This is a genomic window from Mesorhizobium sp. M7A.F.Ca.US.011.01.1.1 (genome assembly GCF_003998295.1).
In the GTDB taxonomy this organism is placed as follows: Bacteria; Pseudomonadota; Alphaproteobacteria; order Rhizobiales; family Rhizobiaceae; genus Mesorhizobium.
In genome coordinates, this window is record NZ_RZRT01000047.1 from 1 (window position 1) to 21,549 (window position 21,549).

Here is a 21,549-nt window from a genome sequence, read left to right on the forward strand (position 1 = left end):
CGCTCACGAAGATCATTTGAAAGCGCTCGCGTCATCAGATGCTGGCCTCCAATCCAGCCAGCATCTTGAATCACAAACATCCGGCTTTGGGAATCCTACGATTCTCTCAAAATAGGAATCGCTCTAGAGCAATTCCAGGAAAAGTGTGAAACGGTTTTCCGTCCGGAATTGCGTCAAAACAAAGGGTTAGAGCCTATCCCGACAGAAATCAGGCGGATGCCATTATCGTCCTGCCTTACTTGCAGCCACCTTGAGCCCATTTGGCAAGCGCCACCTTGAAGCGTGTTCCAAGCGGATGTTGCAGGCGCAAAACGGAGGCATCGTTGGAGGCGAAATTTTTCGCCTGCTCGCACAGCCGCACCTCGTCCCATTCATGGCATCCGTCGCAGTGCTTGTCCTCCCATACCGACTTGTCCAATCCCTCCACCGGGCTGAACAGGGGCTTGCCCTTGATCAGCTGGGCGATGCTCTTGCCGTCGATTGCCGGATCGCCGAAATCGATCGGATGGTCGAAAAAGATCGGGTCGTCCGAGGCCAGCCTGGGGATCTTCTGACGCAGCACTTCGAGTGCAAGCTGATCGTCACCTTGGCCCGATGCGCTTGCAGCGCCAGTGTTGCCCGCGCCGGAACCGCCTTCGGCCTGAGGTGCGCTCGCCTCGCCCACGATCAACGGCGCATTGAGATCGACCTTGTGCAGAACGACATCCGTTTTCAGCGAAACGTTGATCCAGGGACGCTGCTTGCCGGCGGTTGCCTTGAGGACGTCGCTGGCGACCCTGTTCATGGCCTCGGTGATGGGGACATTGGATTCGCCGATACGCTTGAGGAGCGCCGAAGTGAAAGGCGAATGCCCGCCTGACCTGTCATCGGCGAGCTGATGGGGACTGGTGGCGAAAGCGACGAGCGTGCCGGCGCCACCTTTCTCTATCGGGATTTCGGCAAGGCCGCTGCTTACGCCGTGGACGCCCGCGGTCTTGGCCAGCACCTCGGCGAGGGGATTGTCGCGGCAAGCGCCGAGAAACACCAGCCTGATGCTGGTCTGGCGCGACATCTGGTGCAGAACGAAATCAACCGACACAGCCTCGAAGTCGAGGGAGGTTTCGTCCTCCAGCGCGGCGTCGACAGGAAGCAGGTAGTTCTTGCCCGAAACCTGCAAGCCGTGGCCGGCGTAGAAGAACAGCGCGATATCGGCGCCGCGCACCAGTTTGGCGAACTGCGCGATCGTTGCCTGCGTCTGCGGCTTGGTCTGGTCGAAGCCGGAAACCACCTCGAAGTCGAGCTTCTTCAAGCGCTCGGCCATGGCCTCAGCATCGCGTACCGGATTGGCGAGCGGTGCTGCGTGCCGGTACTGGGCGTTGCCGAGGACCAGTGCGACGCGTCGCTCGGCGCTGGCAGCCGTCAAAGTCAAAAGCAAGGCGAGCGCCGCGAGGCCGCCGGCGCGAAAGAGGCCACCGCAACGGGCGATCAGATCGGACCTCACCGCAACCTCAGAGCTTGGTAGCGGAAAATTCGATCCGCCGATTGAGCGCCTTGTTCTTGGGCGTATCGTTGGCGGCAACCGGCCGCTCCTCGCCGTACCCTGTCGCCATTATCTGCGTGCGCGGAATCCCCGCGGCAACAATGGCATCGGCGACCGCCTGGGCTCGCCGTTCAGACAATTGCTTGTTCGCCTCCGGCGAGCCGTCGGAATCGGTATAGCCGGAGACCTCGACCTTTAGGCTTGGGCATTTGCCGACGACACCTTCGACCTCCGTCAGCAACGGCCGGCTCTTCGCATCGAGCCGCGCGCTGGCCGGCCGGAAGTAGATGGCGCCGGTGCGCGAGAGCACCGCGAACCTGTTCAGGCATTCCTCATCGCTGAAGTTCGCCTTTGCGGCGTCGGTGGCAACCGGGCCGACATCGGCCGGACTCGCTGCGGCGGTTTGGGTGGCGGCTGGCTTGCTGCCGTCGGCGGTGAAGACGAAGTCGAACGACACCGACGCGGTGGGCACGATGTTGGTCACATTGGCCGCCTGCTGGAGTTTGTCGACGTTCGGCAGCAGGCCGAAATCCTCGACATGGACAGCGACCGGAGCCTCCGAAGCGACCGACACCATGGTGTCGCTGATCATGGTGACGATGATGCTGGCCTCAAGGTCCTTGTCGACGCCGTGCAGATTGAGACGGAAAGGCAAAGTTGACTTGACCCTGCGTTTTGTCGCGAGATCGGCGAATGCCGCGGGATCCACTTTGGCCGTCAGCTCGGCCGTCGGGTATTTGAATGTCTCGAAAAACAGGAAGCGCATGCGGACATTGCGTAAGTCGACGCCGGTATCGACCGAATTGAGGTCGAAAGTGACTTTGGCATCACCCGCCGAGCTGAGCGCGCCGGTGATGTTCCTGATCTTGTTTGTCTCGACGATCGTGTTCTTCTTCACCGACTGGTAGGTAATGACTGAAGCTGTGGGATCAAGCGTCCAGTTCGGCGCGGCGTTTGCCGCTTGCGATCCTAGCAGCAGCAGCAGCAAGCCGGCAAGCGCGACGATCAGGCCAAAACCTCGTGTGGCGGGGCCTTTCAGCCTCGTCTTCCACCAGAATGCGACGACTTCGAACATGGAACGCCCCTGCCCAGGACCACCGTATCGACACGACACCTGGCGGGAGCATAGAGCACTTGCGACTGGTTGGCGAGCAACTCCCGGAAATCCTGGGAATGCTGGAGAACCGGCGAAGAACTGGTGTCCGCCCCATTGGTGGCATACTGCTCTCAACCGCAGCCGGGCCTGGGCTTTGTGAAAACAATGAGAAAGTCAGTGCTGCTATGATCAGAACATGGTCATAGCTATCGCTAGCCTCGATGCTTGGTCAACCTCCCCAACCGCCGCCGCTGCTCCCGCCTCCACCCATGGCGGGAACGACAGGCCGGGGGACGGTGGCTTCCTCAGTCGGTTCCACGAGTTTCTTGGCGACAACCTTCTTCTGTCTGGTGATCTTTGGCGTGGTCGTCGTGCGAATGAGCTTCGGCCTGTGCTTTGTCGTCGTCACCGTCGGTTCGGCCTTGGGCGCAACGGACATGCAGCCCGTTACTGCCACCAGAGCGCCGGATAGAACTGTGGCGATCAATGCCTGCTTCACTGCCCTGCCCACGATTGCCTCCTCATTGATCAAAACAAGTCCCGACGCGGATTGGCTTGCTCCCAGACCGCTCTGGCCGCGTCGACCAGTTGGTCGTCAAGCGAGCCCTTCGCCGGAATCTTCGACTTGAGTTCGCCGCGCAATTGCTTGAGCGCCGCCGTTTTCGTCTTCACTGCGAATTTCGTCAGCGTCGTCTGGGCGCCCGGCAATTCCTTGCGAAGATCAAGCGCGACCGCGAAGGCCAGATAGCGCACCGCTATCGCCTGGTCGGCATTGGCGCCCTTCTGCATTTCGAGTGCCGCGCGATCATATGCGCCGGACTGATCGCCGCGTGCCGTGGCCAGCTCGAACAGACTTTGCGCTTCGTCGAGGTTTTGCTCGACACCAACGCCATCCCGGTACATGCGCGCAAGGCTGGCCGGAGCGTAGGGCTGGCCTAGATCCATAGCCTTCTGGAATAGCCCTTGCGCCTGCCCGGGATCCTTCTCGATGCCCACACCGGCCAGGTAATTACGGCCGAGCAGGTTCATCGAATACATGTCCTGCCGCTCGACGCCTGCCTTCAAAAAGGCAACGGCGCGGGCCGGATCGGCGGGCACGCCGTTGCGGCCTTCCGTGAAGATCGCGGCGAGGTCGTTCATGGCATAGGTATGCCCCATCGCCGCCCCCTTGAGCAGCAGGTCCAGGCCCTTGGCGGTATCAGGCTTGACGCCATAGCCATTGAACAAGGCGCGGCCCCACGACGTCATGCCGTAGGGATCGCCCTTGTCGGACGCCGCCGCGTAAAGCGCGTTGGCCTGCGCGCGGTCGATGGCCATGCCGGTTCCGGTCGCATACAAGTAGCCGAGTTCGAAAACGGCGCGCACGTGCCCGTTTTTGGCGGCATCCTCGATGGCTGTCTTCGCTTCCTTGACCTTGCCGGCCGCCAGCAGCGCGCGTCCGAGTTCGTAGCGGAAGCGCGGCACATCCGGATAAGCCTTCACCGCCGCCTCGCAAGCCTTCACGGCCTCGGCGCCGATTTCATTCGGCAGCAGGCCGGGGACAACACCTTGCAGATCGAGAGGTTCGCCTGCAGCTTGGTCGCAAGGATCGACGCTTGGTGACAGCTTCATCGTGGCGGGCTTGGAGGAACTGCTGTCGGCACGGATTTCGAAGCCGACCTCGACCGGCTCGGCGGCACCGATCTGGGGTTCATAGCGTAGCTGGTCGACCTCGTCCGCCATCAGGCTCGACTCCGGCGACAGGGCGCGATCCGGCAGGGACAGGGTTCCGGTTGCCGGATAGGACGCGAGTTTCAGGCTGACAGCGGGATCCCTGGTCGGGAAGTCCAGCTTCAGCGGAACCGGGCCGACGCCGACCGGGACGCTGATCTGCCGGTTTTCGATCGCCTCGGCGGCGCCGGTGATGTGGATGCCTCGCTCCAGCACTTGCTGTTTTTGCTCGGTCTCCAGCGAGGCCACAATCTGTTCGCCATCGGCGCCCTGGCCGCTTTTGACACGAAACACCATGATGCCCTGGGCTTCGCCACCCCAGTTGTCATGCGTGGCGTAGGCCAGCATGTCCACCTCTTCCGTCGCACCGGCCCCCTTGGGCACATCCAGCTTCAGGCGCGGCAGGTCTTTGCCCTGGATCTGTTCGCCCACTGCGACAGCCTTGCCGTCCAGCAGCAGGCGTCCGAGCGCAGGCGGCCTTTCGATGCTGACGGTGATCGAGCCGCCATCGACGTCGACCGGTTCCGGCAGGTCCAGGGCTACAGGCCCGACGCCCGACGGCACGACCTTCTCCAGAACCGGCGGCAGCGATGGCCGGCTGACGCGGCGCATCAGGACAACCTCGTCGATGAGCGAGGAGTTTTCCCACGGAACCTGTTTGCCGTCGGTGGCCTCGACCACATCGCGGCGCACCGCGGCCATGACCGTGCGGATCTCCTGGTTCGGCGCCAGCGCGCGACGAGAGAATGCGGATGAAAACGGGCTGAGGTCTCCCGCTCCATCATAGGCGACCGCCCCTGGCTCGGTGGCAAAGGCAATCAGCGTGTTCAAGGAACTTTTGACTTGTGCAAGGCCGGTGTTGCCCGCCGTGATCAGTTGGTCCCTCAGCCAATAATCCTTGCGCGGAAACGGATTGTTGCGGCAGGCATCAAGGATGATCACCTGGATCTTCGATTTCGCGCGCAATTGCTGCAGGACATCGTCCAGCTTGACCGCCTGGACCTCTATGTCGGCCGCATTCTTCAGCGAGGCATCCACGGGGATCAGGAAATTCTCGCCGCCAATCTGAAAGCCGTGACCTGAATAGTAGACGACGGACAGATCGGCGCCATCCGCCGCCGCGAGGTAGTTGCGGAACTGTTCCTCGAACTGCAGCTTTGTGAGATCCTTGGCGACGAACACTTCGAAACCAGCCAACCGAAACGTCTTGGATACGTCCTCGGCATCCTTGTCAGGATTCTTGAGAGCGGGGATTTCCCGGTACTCGGAATTACCGATCACCAGGGCGACCCTTCGATCGGCCGACGCAGCGAAGCTCGTCAGGGTCGCTATGACGAAGACCGCGATCAATCCGCAAAGTCGGAGCATGGCAAACCGCCTCAACCGCCACATCCTGACGGCCGCAAGCTCCCCAGATTGCGGCATCAAGGTCTGTTGAAGAACTCACAATCCGCCAAGACAGCAACCCAAAAAACAGTGAAAAACCGTCGCGGCAGCAGGCACCTTCCTCATCCGAATGTGTAAACTACCTCAGAGCCGAACCATCCGCAATGAGTGGCAAACTTCACCGGCGTGGCTGTCCAGATCCGACGCACCCGCCAAGCTTCAACCCAGCGACGGGTGCGCCTGATGCCATCCATCGGCTCCCACGGTCGACGGGAAGCGGCCCATCGAAACCCTTCCGGTTCGATTTTCTTCGCTAAGAATCCTGGCTGTGATCAAATTTTGCGGTCAAAGGTCAAATTTCACAATAAATTCAATTACTTATTGGAAAGCCGATGGTACCGTTGGCTGGGATCGAACCAGCGACCTCCGGATCCACAATCCGGCGCTCTAACCATCTGAGCTACAACGGCACGTTGCCCGAGCGGATCGAAACAGAAACTCATCCGCCCGCTCTGTCGTTCGGCGATGCGTCCTTACGGGCTTATGGATTCTAATTCAAGGCTTTTGGAAAGCAAAGGTCACTTCCCCACATCGACCCGGCATTTGCCTAGCAAGAAGGGCCAGGCGCCGGACAAAGAAAAAGGCCGGCGGGAGGAGGTGCCGGCCTTTTCCTGTTACGAGCCAGCGGGAGGAGGTGCTGGCTGGTCACCCCGGGGAGCAGAGGGAGGAGGTTCCACTCACCGGGTATTCCTTGATGGCTGCTATCATACACCTGATCGCTTTTAAGAAAATGCGACCTTTTGTTGCATCATCAGATCATGCGCAAATGTTAGGCAACCTTGATTTCTTTCATCGCCTTCTCGAAGGCGGTCTTGATCGGCTTGGAGACGTCCTCGGCCGCCTTGGAGGCAACGGCCTGGAAGTCCTTGGCCTGCTCGACGGTCGATTCGACGCGCTTGCGCAGGAAGGCGGTCTGCAGCTCGACGATTTCCGACAGCGACTTGGCGCCGATCAGAGCTTCAAAGTGGGAAAACCCGGCCTCGGTATTGGCGCGCAAAGCGGAAATGGTCTTGAGCGACAGGTCGCTGGAAACGGTCTTGGCGGTCTCGTAGGTCGACTCCAGAGCCTTCTGGGTCTCCTCGGCACCGGTCTTCAACTTGGCATAAGCCTCTTTCGACTGCTCAACGCCCTTTTCGGCGAAAGCGCGGATCTGGTCGGTGGCCTTGGAAGCGTCGAAGCTTGGGAATTCAACGTTTTCGATCGTCTCGGCGGTCTTGGTCCTGGACATTTTCCATCCTTTTCAGCGGCAGCGGCTTTGACAGAAAGCCGTCTCGTTCATGTATGATGGCAATATAAAGGCAAATTTTGTGCATTGCAATATCTTTGTTGCAGTGCACCATAAATTTCTTCTGGGCCGTTAACCAAGAGCCCAGATTCCAGCCTTTGCACGTTCTGGCTTGTGGACCTTCGCGCCTCCGGCTTTTATTAACAAAGCGTTAACTGCAAAATCGCCGCTCCGTGAGGTCCGCCAAGCGCATGCCGTCCGAATATTCCTTCCTCGATGTCGCGGTGCTCGACGCGGTCCGCCAGCGCTTTGCGGCAGGCGACGCGATCGCGATCCTGTCGGCGGATCTGGAGCAGGTGATCTGGGCCAACGGGCCAGGAGCCGCGATGTTCGGTTATCCCGACATCGAGGCGATCATCGGCGCCTCGGCGCAGTTGCCCGTGATCGCCAGGCGCCAGATCATGGCGACCAGCGGATTTCCCGAGATTGGCAGTGACCGCGCCATCATGGTGCGGCTGGCGACCGGAATGACCAGCCGCGCCGTCGGCTTCCTGGCCAGTGCGGTGACCATGCCGGACGCCGAAAAGGCGATCATGCTGGCAGTCCCGGCGGCTCAGACCGGGTCACGCAGTGCCAGCGAAATCGCCGCGCGCGCCATTAGCGGCTTGACCGAAGATGGTCATTTCATCGCCTTTGTCGATGCCCGGGGCAACGTCGAGGCGGCCTCGGAGGGATTTTCGGCGCTTGGCATCCTGCCGGAGACGCTGGCGGCACTGGTTGCCGACGTCGCAGCCGAGAGCGACCGCATCGTCAAGCGCCTTGTCCCCGGCGGCACGGCCTCCTATCCGGCTGGGCTGGCAAGATTGACCGAGGAGCGGCATCTGCTGGTGGTGATCGACGAGGACCAGCTCGACGACACCGCCCCTGCGGGCGAACATCCTACGCAAACCATTGCCGAGGCAGCACCGGCTGGCGACGCGGCCTCCCGGCCGGAACAGGGTCGCCAGACCCCGACCGACGAACCAGGCGCCGCGTTGCCGACCGAGGACGTCGCCGGATCGCGGCCGCATGCGATCGCCGACGCGACCGTACAGACGCCGACAGCGGCCAACAGCGATCAGCCGGCATTGGAGCGCACGCCGGCGCAGCACGACCATTGGTACTTCAACGCCGGCGAGGACGGAGGGCAACAGGCGCCGCGACCCGCCGCGTCCGAACCTGAAGCTCCGGCCGAACCGGCGGCCCTTGAAATCCAGTCCACTTCCGCGGCCACGCCGACGACCGTCTCGGCGATGGACCGCGCAGCGGCGCCGGTGCGCTTCGTCTGGCGCACCGATGCCGAAGGCAAGTTCAGCGCGCTGTCGCCGGAATTCGCCGACATCGTCGGCAAGCCGGCGGCCGACGTGATCGGCCGCCGCTTCAGGGATGTCGCCGCCACATTCGGCCTCGACCCCTCCGGCGAGATATCGGGGCTCCTCGAACGGCGCGATACCTGGTCCGGGCGCTCCGTGCTGTGGCCGGTCGTCGGCACCGATCTGAAGATACCGGTCGACCTGGCGGCGCTGCCTGTCTATGGCCGCAGCCGCGCCTTCGAGGGTTTCCGCGGCTTCGGCGTCGCCCGCGCCAGCGACGCGGTCGTCGATCCGGAGGCCATCGGCATGGCGCTGGTGCCCAATGGCCAGGCGCCGGCAACGCCGGAACCACAAGCCATCCAATCCGCACCCGAACAGCCGAACGCTGAGGAGCCCAAGGCCGAGGACACGCAGGCATCGGATCCGTTCAAGGGCGAGGTGCCGGCGTTGACTATCGTGCCGAAACAGGAGCGGCGCTTTGCCGACAAGGTGATCCGGCTCGCCGAACACCGCCAGCCAGCCAATGACAAGGGTCTGTCGACCCTGGAACGCAGCGCGTTCCGCGAAATCGGCGAGCGGCTGAAGAAGGATAGTGCTCCGGTCGAGCCGCCTGAGGCTGAGACTGCGGAGGCGTCGACAGCGGAGGCCGAGGCTCCGGTCAAGGCGTCCGACGACCCGATGCACAGCGGCGTCATCCCTGCGTCAGGGCCAGAGAACGAGCCGGTCGAGCCATCCGATGTCGATGCCGAAGACGAGCAGGATCTGGTACGGCTTGACGGTCACGCGGACGAAGCGGCTCGTGAAGCCCCCCCTGGGATGAATGTGACGGGCTCGTTGCTCGACTATGCCGGCCAAGATGACGAACGTGGCCCCGTGGCGGCGGAACCAGAGAACACCGCTGCCGTTTCGCCCGGCGAAGAGCCTGAAGCCACTGACGCGACACATGACGACAGCATGACGTCAGCAGATTTTCGCGATGCCGAAGACAGTGAGGACTGGGCGCAGCCCGACGAGGAAGCCGCGTCGCCCGACGAGCAGGCGGTTGCCAAGGAAACCGTCAATGCAGACGACGCTGCGGAAATACGCGTCGAGCGCCCTCGCCTGCAGGTTCCGCCGCTCAAGGCCGAAGGGTTCGTGCCGTCGGCGTTTTCCGCCGGAGATGAACACAAGGCTCCGGACACGGCGCTGCTCGGCAAGCTGCCCGTGCCGCTGCTCATCCATTCCGGGGACCAGTTGCACTATGCGAATGAGGAATTCCTCAGCCTGACGGGTTACGAGGCGCTTGACGATCTGGCGGATGCCGGCGGCCTCGGCGCGTTGTTTGCCGACCCCTATGCCGATGACGGCGTTTCCGACGGCACCGATCGCGCGCTGCGGTTGAAAACACGTGACGGACAAGAATTCCCGATCGAGGCCATCTTGCGCTCGGTTCCCTGGCGCGACGGCAAGGCGCTGATGCTGGTCGTGCGACGCTCCGGCGAGGATGATGCGCCGGCGAGCCTGCATGTGGTTGGCGACGAGCAGACGCAGCCGGATATTTCCGAGCTCAAGGCGCGCATCGCCGAGATGCGCACCATTATCGACACCGCCACCGACGGAGTCGTGCTGATCGGCCGTGACGGCACCATCCGATCGATCAGCCGGCCGGCCGAAGCACTGTTCGGCTTCGACAGCGACGATGTGACCGGCAAGCCGTTCGCCTCGCTGTTTGCGATCGAAAGCCAGCGCGCGGCACGCGACTATCTCAATGGGCTGTCCGAGCCCGGCGTGGCGAGTGTCATGAACGACGGCCGCGAGGTGATCGGGCGCGAATCGCAAGGACGCTTCATTCCGCTGTTCATGACCATCGGCCGGCTGCCCAACGACAGCGGCTTCTGCGCCGTCGTTCGCGACATCACGCAGTGGAAGCGGGCCGAAGAGGACTTGACGCAGGCACGTGCGGTGGCCGAGCGCGCGTCCTCGCAGAAGACCGATTTCCTCGCCCGCATCAGCCACGAGATCCGCACCCCGCTCAATGCCATCATCGGTTTTTCGGAATTGATGGTCGACGAGAAATTCGGACCTGTCGCCAACGACCGCTACCGCGACTATCTGCGCGATATCAACCGCTCGGGCAATCATGTGCTCGACCTGGTCAACGACCTGCTCGACATCTCCAAGATCGAGGCTGGCCAGCAGGAGATGGCCTATGAGGCGGTGTCGCTCAACGACACGCTGGCCGAAACGGTGGCGATGATGCAGCCGCAGGCCAACCGCGAACGGGTCATCATCCGCTCCAGCTTCGCTTCGCGGCTGCCGGAAGTGGTGGCCGACCTGCGCAGCGTACGCCAGATCGCGCTCAACATCCTGTCGAATGCCATCCGCTACACCCAGGCAGGCGGCCAGGTGATCGTCTCGACCGCCTATGAGACGTCGGGGGACGTCGTCATGCGGGTGCGCGACACCGGCATCGGCATGAGCCATGCCGAGATCGAGCAGGCGCTGAAGCCGTTCAAGCAGATCAACGCGCTGAAGCGCGGACGCGGCGACGGGACCGGGCTTGGACTGCCGTTGACCAAAGCGATGGTGGAAGCCAACCGTGCCCGGTTCACCATCAATTCGACCCCTGGCGAAGGCACCTTGGTCGAGGTCGCTTTTCCGTCGACCCGTGTGCTCGCGGAATAGATCAGCCCTCTCCGCAGTACGGTCCCGATAAAAAGAAAAGGCGCCCAAAGGACGCCTTAAGAGATGGGATTGCTGTCACAACGGGGGCTTGAGCGAATTCGGATCCTCGGGGCTGAGGAACGGGATTTCTCCCTCAAGTTACGTGCGACTATCGACGCCGGACCTTAACAACTCCTTACCGGGGCGCCGGAAAATTTACGAATGTGTACCACTCATGAAATCTAGGTAAATTCTAGCGAGATATTTCGTTAACCATGCCGGCCGCCCAATTACTCGGCCAGTTGCGGCAGGTTCTTGAACAGCTCAAGCGCCTCTGGATTGGCGAGCGCTTCCTTGTTCTTGATGGCGCGGCCATGCACGATGTCGCGCACCGCAAGCTCGGTGATCTTGCCCGACTTGGTGCGCGGGATGTCGGTGACGGCGACGATCCTTGCCGGCACGTGCCGCGGGCTCGCGCCGCTACGGATTTTTGCCCGTATGCGTTTTTCCAAGTCCTCGTCGAACTGCACGCCGGCAGCTAGCCGCACGAACAGGACGACGCGCACGTCGTTGTCGAAGTCCTGTCCGATGCACAGTGCTTCTAGGATCTCAGGCATCTGCTCGACCTGGTTGTAGATCTCCGCCGTGCCGATCCTCACCCCGCCCGGGTTGAGCGTGGCGTCGGAGCGGCCATGGATGATGAGGCCGCCATGCTCGGTCCATTCGGCGAAATCGCCATGACACCAGACATTGTCGAAGCGTTCAAAATAGGCCGCCCGGTACTTCTTGCCATCGGGGTCGTTCCAGAAGCCGATCGGCATCGCCGGAAAGGCTTTTGCGCAGACCAGCTCACCCTTTTCCTGCCGGACCGGCCTGCCGTCGTCGTCCCAGACATCGACTGCCAGGCCGAGGCCGGGTCCCTGGATCTCGCCGGTCCAGACCGGCTGCGTCGGCACGCCGAGCACGAAGCAGGAGACGATGTCGGTGCCGCCGGAGACCGAGGCCAGATGCACGTCCTTCTTGATGCCGTCATAGACGAAGCGGAAATCTTCCGGCGACAGCGGCGAGCCGGTGGAGGAGATTGCCCGCACAGTGGCCAGATCATGCGTGCGGATCGGCTTGAGACCAGCCTTGCGCACGGAATCGATGAACTTGGCCGAGGTGCCGAAAAAGGTCATCTTCTCGGCATCGGCGAAATCGAACAGCACATTGCCGTCGGGATAGAAGGGCGAACCGTCATAGAGCAGCAGCGTGGCACCCGAAGCGAGCCCCGACACCAGCCAGTTCCACATCATCCAGCCGCAGGTGGTGAAGTAGAAGAAGCGGTCGCCATCGGTGAGACCGGCATGCAGCTGGTGTTCCTTGACATGCTGGATCAGCGTGCCGCCGGCCGAATGGACGATGCATTTGGGAATGCCGGTCGTTCCCGACGAAAACAGGATGTAGAGCGGATGCGAAAACGGCAGCGGCTCGAAAGTGACGGACTTGCCGGCGAAGGGCGACAGCGCCTCTTCCAGCGCTACCGCCTTGTCGATGGTCCCGGCGACATCGCTCGATGTGCCGAGATAGTCGACGACCAGGATCTTGCGGACAGTGCCGAGCTTGGCCGCGACCGCGGCGATCTTGTCGGCGACTTCGATCGCCTTGCCATTGTACCAATAACCATCCGGCGCGATGAAGACGACGGGCTCGATCTGACCGAACCTGTCGAGTACGCCCTGCTCGCCGAAATCGGGAGAACAGGACGACCAGACGGCACCGATCGAGGCGGCGGCCAGCATGGCGGCGACGGTCTCCGGCATGTTGGGCATCATGGCGGCGATGCGGTCGCCCTTCTTCACCTTGAGCGACAGGAAAAGCTGCTGCAGCCGCGAGGTCAGCGCGTGCAACTCGTTCCAGGACAGCCGGCGCTCGACCTTGTCTTCGCCGCGAAACACGATTGCCTCGGCCGCGCCGGTCTTCTTCAGCAGATTCTCGGCGAAGTTCAGCGTGGCGTCGGGAAAGAAAGAAGCGCCGGGCATCTTGTCGCCGTCGACGAGCAGGTTATCGCCCTTGTCGCCGACGATGCCGCAGAAATCCCAGACCAGGCTCCAGAACCCTTCACGGTCATCGACCGACCAGGCGTGAAGCTGCGAATACGAGGAAAAAGCTACGCCGGCTTTCACTCCGGCGGCCTTGGTGAAGGCGGTCAAGGGTGCTGCGTCAATCTGGTCTTGCGTCGGGGTCCAGAGCGGTTGTCCGGCAGCCATGATCGTTCCTCCACGGTCGCCATCGCTTATGCATATCGCAGCGCAGCAGAGCAAGATTTTGTTCGGCTGATGCGACCAGATGTGCGCAAATGCCATCGCCGGGCCATAAAGACTTGAAATGCCTCAGCCCTAAGTCGTAGTGACAACTTGAAGTCGTAGTGACGGCCGGAAGTCGCGGTCACGACTGCAGTCGTAGTGACGACTGGGGGGTCGTGGTGACGACTGGGGTTACACCCGTCGGGCGATTTGTCGGAATGGAAGCATACGGGGCCATATGCCATCATCTATGATCCGGCGCGGAATATGGGCGATCGGCGCTGCCGTGATCGTCGTCGCGCTGGTCGTTGCCGCCCTGCCGCTGATCGCCTCCACCCGTATCGTGCGCGACCGCATCGCCTGGGAAATGAGTGCGTGGAGCGGCTTTCGTGTCGCCATCGACGGTTCGCCGCGCATCGAGGTCTGGCCGACATTCCGGGCCATCCTGACCGATGTGACGCTTTCACAATGGACCGACACCGAGGCGCCGCCGGTTGTCGAGGCCGAGCGGGTCGAGGTCGATCTTTCCGCCATGGCGGCCTTGCGCGGCGACGTGGTGTTTTCGACGGCGCGGCTGGTGCGGCCGACGATCCGGGTCCAGCGCACGCCAACCGGTCTTTTCCTGCCCGCCGTCCCGACCGGCGGGCGCATCACGCGTTCCATCGACACGGCTCGCGGCGTCGTCAATGCCGATCCCGCCAAGCCGGACCTCGACAAGCTGCCGACCGACACTTTCGGCACGGTGGAGTTTCGCGACGGCCGCATGGTGGCTTCGGTCAATGGTAAGGACGTCGAGATTCTGAGCAGCTTGAGCGGCCAGGCGACCTGGGCGGCAATGAACAGCAATGCAACGCTGTCGGCGACCGGGATATGGCGCGGCGAAAGTGTGGCCGTGGACGCCGCCTCGGAGAAGCCGCTGGTGCTGTTTGCCGGCGGCATGGCGCCGCTTACTCTGTCTTTCAAGGCCGCGCCCGCCACCTTCTCTTTCGACGGCACGGCCAGCATGTCCGAAAACAGCTATTTCGACGGTCAGGCGAAGTTTTCGGCGCCCTCGCTGCGCCGCGTGCTGGAATGGTCGCAGGCCGGCATCGCGCCGGGAGCTGCGATCGGCTCGGTCAGCATTTCGAGCAAGGTCACGGCGACGGCCGGGCGCGTCAAATTCGACAACACAGCCATTGCGCTGGACAACAATCCGGGAATGGGAGCGCTGGACCTGTCGCTTGGCGAAGCTCAGCCCGTGATCTCCGGCACGCTCGCCTTCGACACGCTCGACCTCAGATCGTTCCTGTCGGCCTTCACGCCGCTGGCGCCGACCGGAGGGGCAGGGCCCAGCGAAATCGACACAAGTTTCGCCGACAAGATCAACCTCGATCTCAGGCTGTCCGCGGCACACGCCACGGCGGGACCTATCCAGCTCGCCGATGTCGCCGCCACCGCCCAGGTCAAGGATGGTCTGTCCGTCTTCGATATCTCCGATGCCTCGGCCTTCGGCGGCAACATCCAGACCAGCCTTCGCTTCGACCGCAAGCCGGAAGGCTCGCAGGTCGAAATACGGCTGCTGGCGTCCGACATCGATGGCGGTGCTTTCGCCACGGCGGCGGGGATGACCCGGCTGGTGCCGGTCGGCACGGGGACCGTCTCGGTGATCCTCAAGGGGCCGGGCAGAGCCTGGGACTCCATCTTCGACAACGCCGATGGCTCGGTTTCGGCGACCTTCGGACCGGGTGCGTTGAGCAAGCTCAACCTGCCGGCCTTCCTCAAACATACCGAGCAAGGCGGCTTCTTCGCGCTTGACGACGTCTCCGACGGAACGTTGCCGATCGACGGCGCAGAGATCAAGGCCACGATTTCGAAGGGCGTGGCGCGGATCGACAAGGCCGAGGCCAATTCGGCGAGGTACAAGATCTGGCTGTCAGGCATCGCGTCCTACGCCGGACGAGGACTGGCATTGTCCGGTGGTGTCATTCAGCCAGACCAGGCAGCAACGCAGACCAATGGCCAGCAAGGCCCCAACCAGGCATCGTTCTTCGTCGGCGGAACCTGGAGCACGCCGTTCATTTCCCCGATCAGCCGCGGCGTTTCGGGGGAATAGCCAGCCGCGCTTTCCGTCTTCAACCGCGCTGTGCGGCCTGCTCGTCGAGCTGGCGCTGCACTTCACGCCGTTTGTTGGCGAGCGAGGCGATGATGACGCCAATCGCCACAACGGCGATCAGGATGGTGCAGGCGGCGTTGATCTCCGGCGTCACGCCGAGGCGAACCTGGCTGTAGATCTTCATCGGCAGGGTCGTGGCGCCCGGCCCGGAGGTGAAGCTGGCGATGACCAGATCGTCGAGCGACAAGGTGAAGGCCAGCATCCAGCCGGAGACAATCGCCGGCATGATCACCGGCAGCGTGATCTGGAAGAAGGTCTTCACCGGCGTCGCGCCAAGATCCATCGCTGCTTCTTCCAGTGAGCGGTCGAACGTAATCAGGCGCGATTGCACGACAACGGCGACGAAGCACATGGTCAACGTGATGTGGGCAAGCGTGACGGTCAGGATGCCGCGGTTGAGACCGACGGCGACGAAGAGCAGCAGCAGCGACAGGCCGGTGATGACTTCCGGCATGACCAACGGCGCAAAGACCATGCCGGAGAACAACACCCTGCCCTTGAAGCGGGTGTAGCGGGTCAAGGCGAGTGCCGCTAGCGTGCCGAGCACCGTTGCCACGGTGGCCGAGATCAGGCCGACACGCGCCGTCACCCAGGTCGCGTCCATGAGGCCCTGGTTGTGGAACAGCGAGACGTACCATTTGGTCGAGAATCCGCCCCAGACGGTGACCAGTTTCGACTCGTTGAAAGAGAAGACGATGAGCAGCACGATCGGCAGATAGAGAAAGGCAAAGCCAAGCACGATCGAGGTGATGTTGAAGCGGCTCCAGGTGGTATTCATGAGGTCACCTGTCCATTTCCTGAGCGCGCGCCTGAGCCCGCTGGAAGAGCATGATCGGCACGATCAGCAGCAACAGCAGAATGACGGCGACGGCCGACGATACCGGCCAGTCGCGATTGGCGAAGAACTCGTTCCAGAGCGTCTTGCCGATCATTAGCGTCTGCGATCCGCCGAGCAGATCGGGAATGACGAATTCGCCGACTGCCGGAATGAACACCAGCAAACAGCCGGCGATGACGCCGGGCAGCGACAGCGGGAAGGTGATCTTCCAGAAAGCGCTGGTTGGCGGGCAGCCGAGATCCTTTGCCGCCTCGATCAGCGAATAATCCATCTTCTCAAGCGCGGAATAGAGCGGCAGCACCATGAACGGCAGGTAGGAATAGACGATGCCGATGAAGATCGCCGTATAAGTGTTGAGGATGATCAGCGGCTGGTGGATGACGCCGGTAGCGAGCAGCAGTTGATTGAGCAGTCCCTCGGGCTTGAGAATGCCGATCCAGGCGTAGACGCGGATCAGGAACGAGGTCCAGAACGGCAGGATCACCAGCATCAGCAAGGTTGGACGGATTGTCGCCGGCGCGCGGGCCATGCCGTAGGCGATGGGGTAGCCGACGAGCAATGTCAGGACCGTCGAGACCGCGGCGATGATGACGCTGGTCACATAGGCATTGAAGTAGAGCGCGTCCTGCGTCAACCAGGTGTAATTGTCGATGCTGAGTTGTTTCAGCTGATCCAGAAATCCGGAAATACCGCCGCTGAAATCGAGTGCCGGCGTATAGGGCGGAATGGCGATCGCCGTCTGCGACAGTGAAATTTTGAATACGATAACGAATGGAATGAGGAAGAAAAACAGCAGCCAGACATAGGGGATGATGATGACCAGGCGGCCAAAGAAGGCGGCGCCCAGCCGGGCCAGGAACGATTTGTCCGTGGTCTCTGAAGAGGATGTTGCGACGGTGACAGCGGCATTCGACATGACCGTCCCCTACCGCGTCAGCACGACGCCGGCGTCGGGCCGGAAGGAAACCCAGGCGCGGTCGTTCCAGCTCAACGGATCCTCGGTGATGCGGGCTGCGTTCATGGTGCTCGCGCGCACCACCTGGCCGTCGTCCAGCCTGACATGATAGACGGTCATGTCGCCGAGATAGGCGATGTCGTAGACCTCGCCCTCGATGGCGTTGACGGCCTCGGCCGGCTTCTTCGACGACACCTTGATCTTTTCCGGCCTGATGGCGAAGGTGACAGCCGTCCCGGCACCTGCAGCACCGGCATTGTCGGTGCGGATGGTGATGCCATTGCCGGCATCGATGCTGGCAGCGCCAGCCTCGCCACGCGCGATCTTGCCCTCGAACATGTTCACATTGCCGACGAAACCGGCGACAAAGCGCGACCCCGGCGCCTCGTAGACTTCGGCCGGCGTTGCCACCTGCATCACCTCGCCCTTGTCGATGATGGCGATGCGATCGGCCATGGTCATCGCCTCCTCCTGGTCATGAGTGACGACGACGAAGGTCAGGCCGAGGTTCTGCTGCAGGTCCATCAGTTCGAACTGCGTCTCCTCGCGCAGTTTTTTGTCCAATGCGCCGAGCGGCTCGTCCAGAAGCAAAACCTTCGGTCGCTTGGCGACCGAGCGGGCGAGCGCGACACGCTGGCGCTGGCCGCCTGACAGTTGGTGCGGCTTGCGCTTGGCGAACTGCTCGAGCTTGACCAGCTTCAGCATCTCGGCAACGCGCGACGCGATCTCGGGCTTCGGCATGCCGTCCTGCTTGAGGCCGAAGGCGATGTTGTTCTCGACCGTCATATGCGGGAACAGCGCATATGACTGGAACATCATGTTGACCGGCCGGCGATAGGGCGGGATGCCGCGCAGATCCTGGCCATCGAGCAGGATGCGGCCGGCTGTCGGCTCCTCGAAGCCGGCGAGCATCCTGAGCAGCGTCGACTTTCCGCAGCCCGAGGCGCCGAGCAGAGCAAAGAACTCGCGCTCGAAGATGGTCAGCGACAGATTGTTGACGGCGGTGAAGTCACCGAACTTCTTGGTGACGTTGTCGAACTGGATGTATGGCTTGGCGTTCGGGTCGTTCCACGGCGCAAAATCCCTGCGGATGCTGCCAAGCGATTTCATGTCCCACTCCGTCCTGATTCTTGCTTCTTGCCCCAGAAAAAAATGGTCCCGGCAGGTGACTGCCGGGACCATGTCAGATTGACTACTGGCCAGTGACGATCTTGGTCCAGGTGCGCGTGATGACGCGCTGGGTCTTGGGATCGTATGGCGAGACGGTGTAGAGATTCTTTATCGTCTCGGCGTCGGGGTAAACCGACGGGTCATCCAACAGTGCCTTGTCGACGAACTGCTGCGAAGCCTTGTTGCCGTTTGCATAGAGCACGTAGTTCGACGACTTGGCGATCACCTCGGGCGTCATCATGTAGTTAATGAACTCGAGCGCCTCGGCGACATGCGGCGCATCGGCGGGGATCGCCATCTGGTCGAACCACATCTGAGCGCCTTCCTTCGGCACGGAATAGCCGATCTCGACGCCCTGCTTGGCCTCGACTGCGCGGTTGCGAGCCTGGAACACGTCACCCGACCAGCCGACCGCCAGGCAGATATCACCGTTGGCGAGCGCGTTGATGTATTCGGAGGAGTGGAACTTCCTGATATAAGGTCGGACCTTGAGCAATGCCTCCTCGGCCTTGGCGATATCGTCTGGCGACGTGCTGTTCGGGTCGAGGTTGAGATATTTCAACGCCGCCGGGATGATGTCTGCCGGCGAGTCCAGCACGTAGACGCCGCAGTCCTTCAATTTGGCCAGGCTATCGGGATTGAAGAAGACATCCCAGCTGTCGATCTTGTCGGTGCCGAGTGCCGCCTGCACCTTCTTGATGTTGTAGCCGATGCCAACCGTGCCCCACATGTAGTTGACCGAGTATTCGTTGCCGGGGTCGTATTTGGCGGTTCGCTCGGTAACCGTGTCCCACATGTTGGAAATGTTCGGCAGTTTCGACTTGTCGAGCTTCTGGAACACCCCGGCCTGGATCTGGCGTGCAAGGAAATTGCCGCTGGGCACGACGACGTCATAGCCGCTGCCGCCGGCAAGCAGCTTGGTTTCCAGGATTTCGTTGGAATCGAAGGTGTCATAGACGACCTTGATGCCGGTTTGCTTGGTGAAATCGTCGATGATCGAACTGTCGATGTAGTCCGACCAGTTGAAGACATTGACGACGCGATCCTCGGCATGACCGCCGACGGTGAAAAGCGTCAGAAATACCGAAGTCGCCGAAAGCCAGAGCGCTTTGCGGATCATGCTATTCTCCTTTGATGAGTGTTCCTTCACCGGCTCGTCGCGATATCAGCGCGACCGGCATTTTCTTCAGACTATTGAGCTTTCCAAGGGGCGACAAGCGCGAACTGCCGAGACCATGCAGGCGGTTCGATGAGATGGCTCGATGCCCCTGAGGCGGCCTGGGAGGCATACCGTCATAGGCTTTCGCCGTGGCGCGGGCAGAGATACGACGATATGGTCCGGTCTCGATCGGACCGGCTGGGAGACTTGGCAAGATACGCCTGTCTTGTTGTTGCCGTATTCCCAGCCTGCCCGTGCTGCAGCGACGTTGTCAATGGCAAAGCTGCAGGCCGCCTCAATTAGGCGACGGCACCCCGGTGACCCCTGCGCGTTCGGGCCGTGCCTGGCGCTTGAATTCGAGCCCGATATGGACGAGCAGCGCCGTGACAACCACCGCACCGCCAATGATGGTGCGCCCCGACGGCACCTCGGAATGGATGAGCCAGACCCATATCGGACCGAGGATCGGTTCGAACGTGCCGAGCAGCGCCGCGATGGCCGCCGGGATCAGCCGCGCTCCGGTGGCGAAGAAGGCGAGGCCAACGCCGAGATTGACCACGCCGAAGGCAAACAGAAAGCCCATGTCGCTGACCGACACGGCGAAGGTCGATGCCTGCGAGACGGCAAAGCCGGCCGCGAGCATGGTGCCGAGGCACGTCGCCGGCGTCATGCGCACGCCGGAAAACCGCCGGGTGATGACGGTGGCGACCGAGAACATGACCGCGATCAACAGCGCCAGCCCATCGCCTATGGGCGAGACGGCGCCATCCAGCGATTCCGACACCATGATGGCGACGCCGGTGATGACGGCGGCGATTGCCACCCAGGTCGCGACACCAACCCTTTCGCGAAACAACGCCCAGGCAAACAGCGCCGCCAGCAACGGCACGCCGGCCTGCATCAACAGGATGTTGGCGACGGTGGTGTAGGCCAGCGCCACGACGAAGGCGGTCGATGCGGTGGCAAAGCAGATCCCGACGGCAAGGCCGGGCAGACCCATGTCGCGGAACAGCTTCAGCGTGCCACGCCAGCCGTCGCGCCAGACCATGAAGCCGACCAGGAAGGCCGCTGCCCAGACGGAGCGCCAGAAAATGACCGTCCAGCTGTCACCGACAGTGATGAAGCGGGCGATGGTGCCGCCGAAACTCCACATCAGCGCCGACAGGAAGACCAAAAGCATGCCGACGCGTTCCTCGCGCGGCGAGACGGCTGGCGATGCGACGATCGGCGATGCGGAATCGATCATGAGCGCGACTGTCGGGCTTTTGTGGACGGGACGATGCGCAAGGGACGACAAAAAGATGCTCTGTTCGCGTAACGCAAAGGCGCAGGCCGGAACTGAGCCAGCGGCCGGCGACAATTGTGGCACCTTGCCCATTTCAGAGGAACACGGCGTTACTGGAAATCGAAAGCACTCAGGCCCGTCACCATCTCGTCAAGGCCGAGCGGGCGCGTCACCGGCGGCTCGGCGCGCGCGAGGCAGCCGACGCGCTCGCAAAGCCGGCAGGCAGGCCCGACCGGCGTCGCCGCGACGGTGCCGGCCTTTGCGGTGATTGCCGCACCGGGCAATGCCGCTCCATAGACGATTTCGTCACGAAAGCCGATGTCGCAACCGAGCAGCAGCGCGGTGCGGCGCGGGCGTTCCGAGAATGCGCCTTGCGGCCCTTCCAGCGTGCGGGCGATGCACAGGAACTCGGCGCCGTCGGGCATTTCCACGGCCTCGACGAAGACCTGGCCGGGTTGGGTGAAGGCAACATGCACGGGCAGCTTGGGACAGCCGCCGCCAAAGCGGCTTTGCGGAAACCCCTGGCTGCCGGCCTTGCGGAAGCGGTTGCCGGCATTGTCGACCTCCAGCATGAAGAACGGCACGCCCGAGGCACCCTGCCGTTGCAGCATGGTCAGCCGGTTGGCTGCCTGTTCGAAGGAGACCCCGAAGCGCGAACGCAGGACATCGATGTCGTAGCGGGCGCGCACGGCAGCCGCATGAAAGGCCTGATAG

The 21,549-nt window shown here is 62.3% G+C and carries 14 protein-coding genes and 1 tRNA gene; 2 read left to right on the forward strand and 13 right to left on the reverse strand.

Annotated features, from left to right (window positions below):
- Positions 1 to 235: 235 nt before the first annotated feature.
- From EOA13_RS28680 to EOA13_RS28705, 6 genes are all read right to left on the reverse strand, one after another.
- Positions 236 to 1,480, reverse strand: coding sequence for a caspase domain-containing protein (locus EOA13_RS28680; RefSeq protein WP_127296877.1), 1,245 nt, complete (start codon positions 1,478 to 1,480; stop codon positions 236 to 238).
- Positions 1,481 to 1,487: 7 nt separating this feature from the next.
- Positions 1,488 to 2,594, reverse strand: coding sequence for an OmpA family protein (locus EOA13_RS28685; protein WP_127296878.1), 1,107 nt, complete (start codon positions 2,592 to 2,594; stop codon positions 1,488 to 1,490).
- A 250-nt stretch (positions 2,595 to 2,844) separates the two neighbouring features.
- Positions 2,845 to 3,126, reverse strand: coding sequence for a hypothetical protein (locus EOA13_RS28690; RefSeq protein WP_245490515.1), 282 nt, complete (start codon positions 3,124 to 3,126; stop codon positions 2,845 to 2,847).
- Positions 3,127 to 3,143: 17 nt separating this feature from the next.
- Positions 3,144 to 5,693 (reverse strand): caspase family protein, encoded by a 2,550-nt coding sequence (locus tag EOA13_RS28695; RefSeq protein ID WP_127296879.1) that lies wholly within the window; start codon positions 5,691 to 5,693, stop codon positions 3,144 to 3,146.
- A 411-nt stretch (positions 5,694 to 6,104) separates the two neighbouring features.
- Positions 6,105 to 6,181, reverse strand: a tRNA-His gene (locus EOA13_RS28700).
- 359 nt (positions 6,182 to 6,540) lie between these two features.
- A complete protein-coding gene (locus tag EOA13_RS28705; RefSeq protein ID WP_127296880.1) occupies positions 6,541 to 6,999 on the reverse strand; it encodes a phasin in 459 nt (152 codons plus the stop codon).
- A gap of 248 nt (positions 7,000 to 7,247) precedes the next feature.
- On the opposite strand from EOA13_RS28705, the gene EOA13_RS28710 reads away from it, so the two are divergent.
- Positions 7,248 to 11,012, forward strand: a complete 3,765-nt coding sequence (locus tag EOA13_RS28710; protein WP_127296907.1) for a PAS domain S-box protein — start codon at positions 7,248 to 7,250, stop codon at positions 11,010 to 11,012.
- Between the two features lie 269 nt (positions 11,013 to 11,281).
- On the opposite strand, the gene EOA13_RS28715 is transcribed toward EOA13_RS28710, so the two are convergent.
- Entirely contained in the window at positions 11,282 to 13,240 is a 1,959-nt protein-coding gene (locus tag EOA13_RS28715; RefSeq protein ID WP_127296881.1) for an acetoacetate--CoA ligase, read from the reverse strand.
- Between the two features lie 274 nt (positions 13,241 to 13,514).
- Between EOA13_RS28715 and EOA13_RS28720 the strand changes: the two genes are divergently transcribed.
- The gene (locus EOA13_RS28720) at positions 13,515 to 15,368 is read left to right on the forward strand and encodes an AsmA family protein (RefSeq protein ID WP_127296882.1); all 1,854 of its coding nucleotides are present in this window, start codon (positions 13,515 to 13,517) and stop codon (positions 15,366 to 15,368) included.
- 19 nt (positions 15,369 to 15,387) lie between these two features.
- On the opposite strand, the gene EOA13_RS28725 is transcribed toward EOA13_RS28720, so the two are convergent.
- From EOA13_RS28725 to EOA13_RS39000, 6 genes are all read right to left on the reverse strand, one after another.
- Positions 15,388 to 16,206, reverse strand: coding sequence for an ABC transporter permease subunit (locus EOA13_RS28725; RefSeq protein ID WP_127296883.1), 819 nt, complete (start codon positions 16,204 to 16,206; stop codon positions 15,388 to 15,390).
- 4 nt (positions 16,207 to 16,210) lie between these two features.
- Positions 16,211 to 17,182, reverse strand: a complete 972-nt coding sequence (locus EOA13_RS28730) for an ABC transporter permease subunit (protein WP_127296884.1) — start codon at positions 17,180 to 17,182, stop codon at positions 16,211 to 16,213.
- Positions 17,183 to 17,191: 9 nt separating this feature from the next.
- Positions 17,192 to 18,331: an ABC transporter ATP-binding protein gene (locus EOA13_RS28735; RefSeq protein WP_127296885.1), complete on the reverse strand. Its 1,140-nt coding sequence runs from the start codon at positions 18,329 to 18,331 to the stop codon at positions 17,192 to 17,194.
- 82 nt (positions 18,332 to 18,413) lie between these two features.
- A complete protein-coding gene (locus EOA13_RS28740) occupies positions 18,414 to 19,511 on the reverse strand; it encodes a polyamine ABC transporter substrate-binding protein (protein ID WP_127296886.1) in 1,098 nt (365 codons plus the stop codon).
- A gap of 334 nt (positions 19,512 to 19,845) precedes the next feature.
- Positions 19,846 to 20,796 carry a DMT family transporter gene (locus EOA13_RS28745; protein ID WP_127296887.1) on the reverse strand — a complete coding sequence of 317 codons (951 nt, stop codon included), beginning with the start codon at positions 20,794 to 20,796 and terminating at the stop codon, positions 19,846 to 19,848.
- Positions 20,797 to 20,945: 149 nt separating this feature from the next.
- On the reverse strand, positions 20,946 to 21,549 hold a 604-nt coding region (locus tag EOA13_RS39000; RefSeq protein WP_245490516.1), incomplete at its 5' end, for a short-chain fatty acyl-CoA regulator family protein.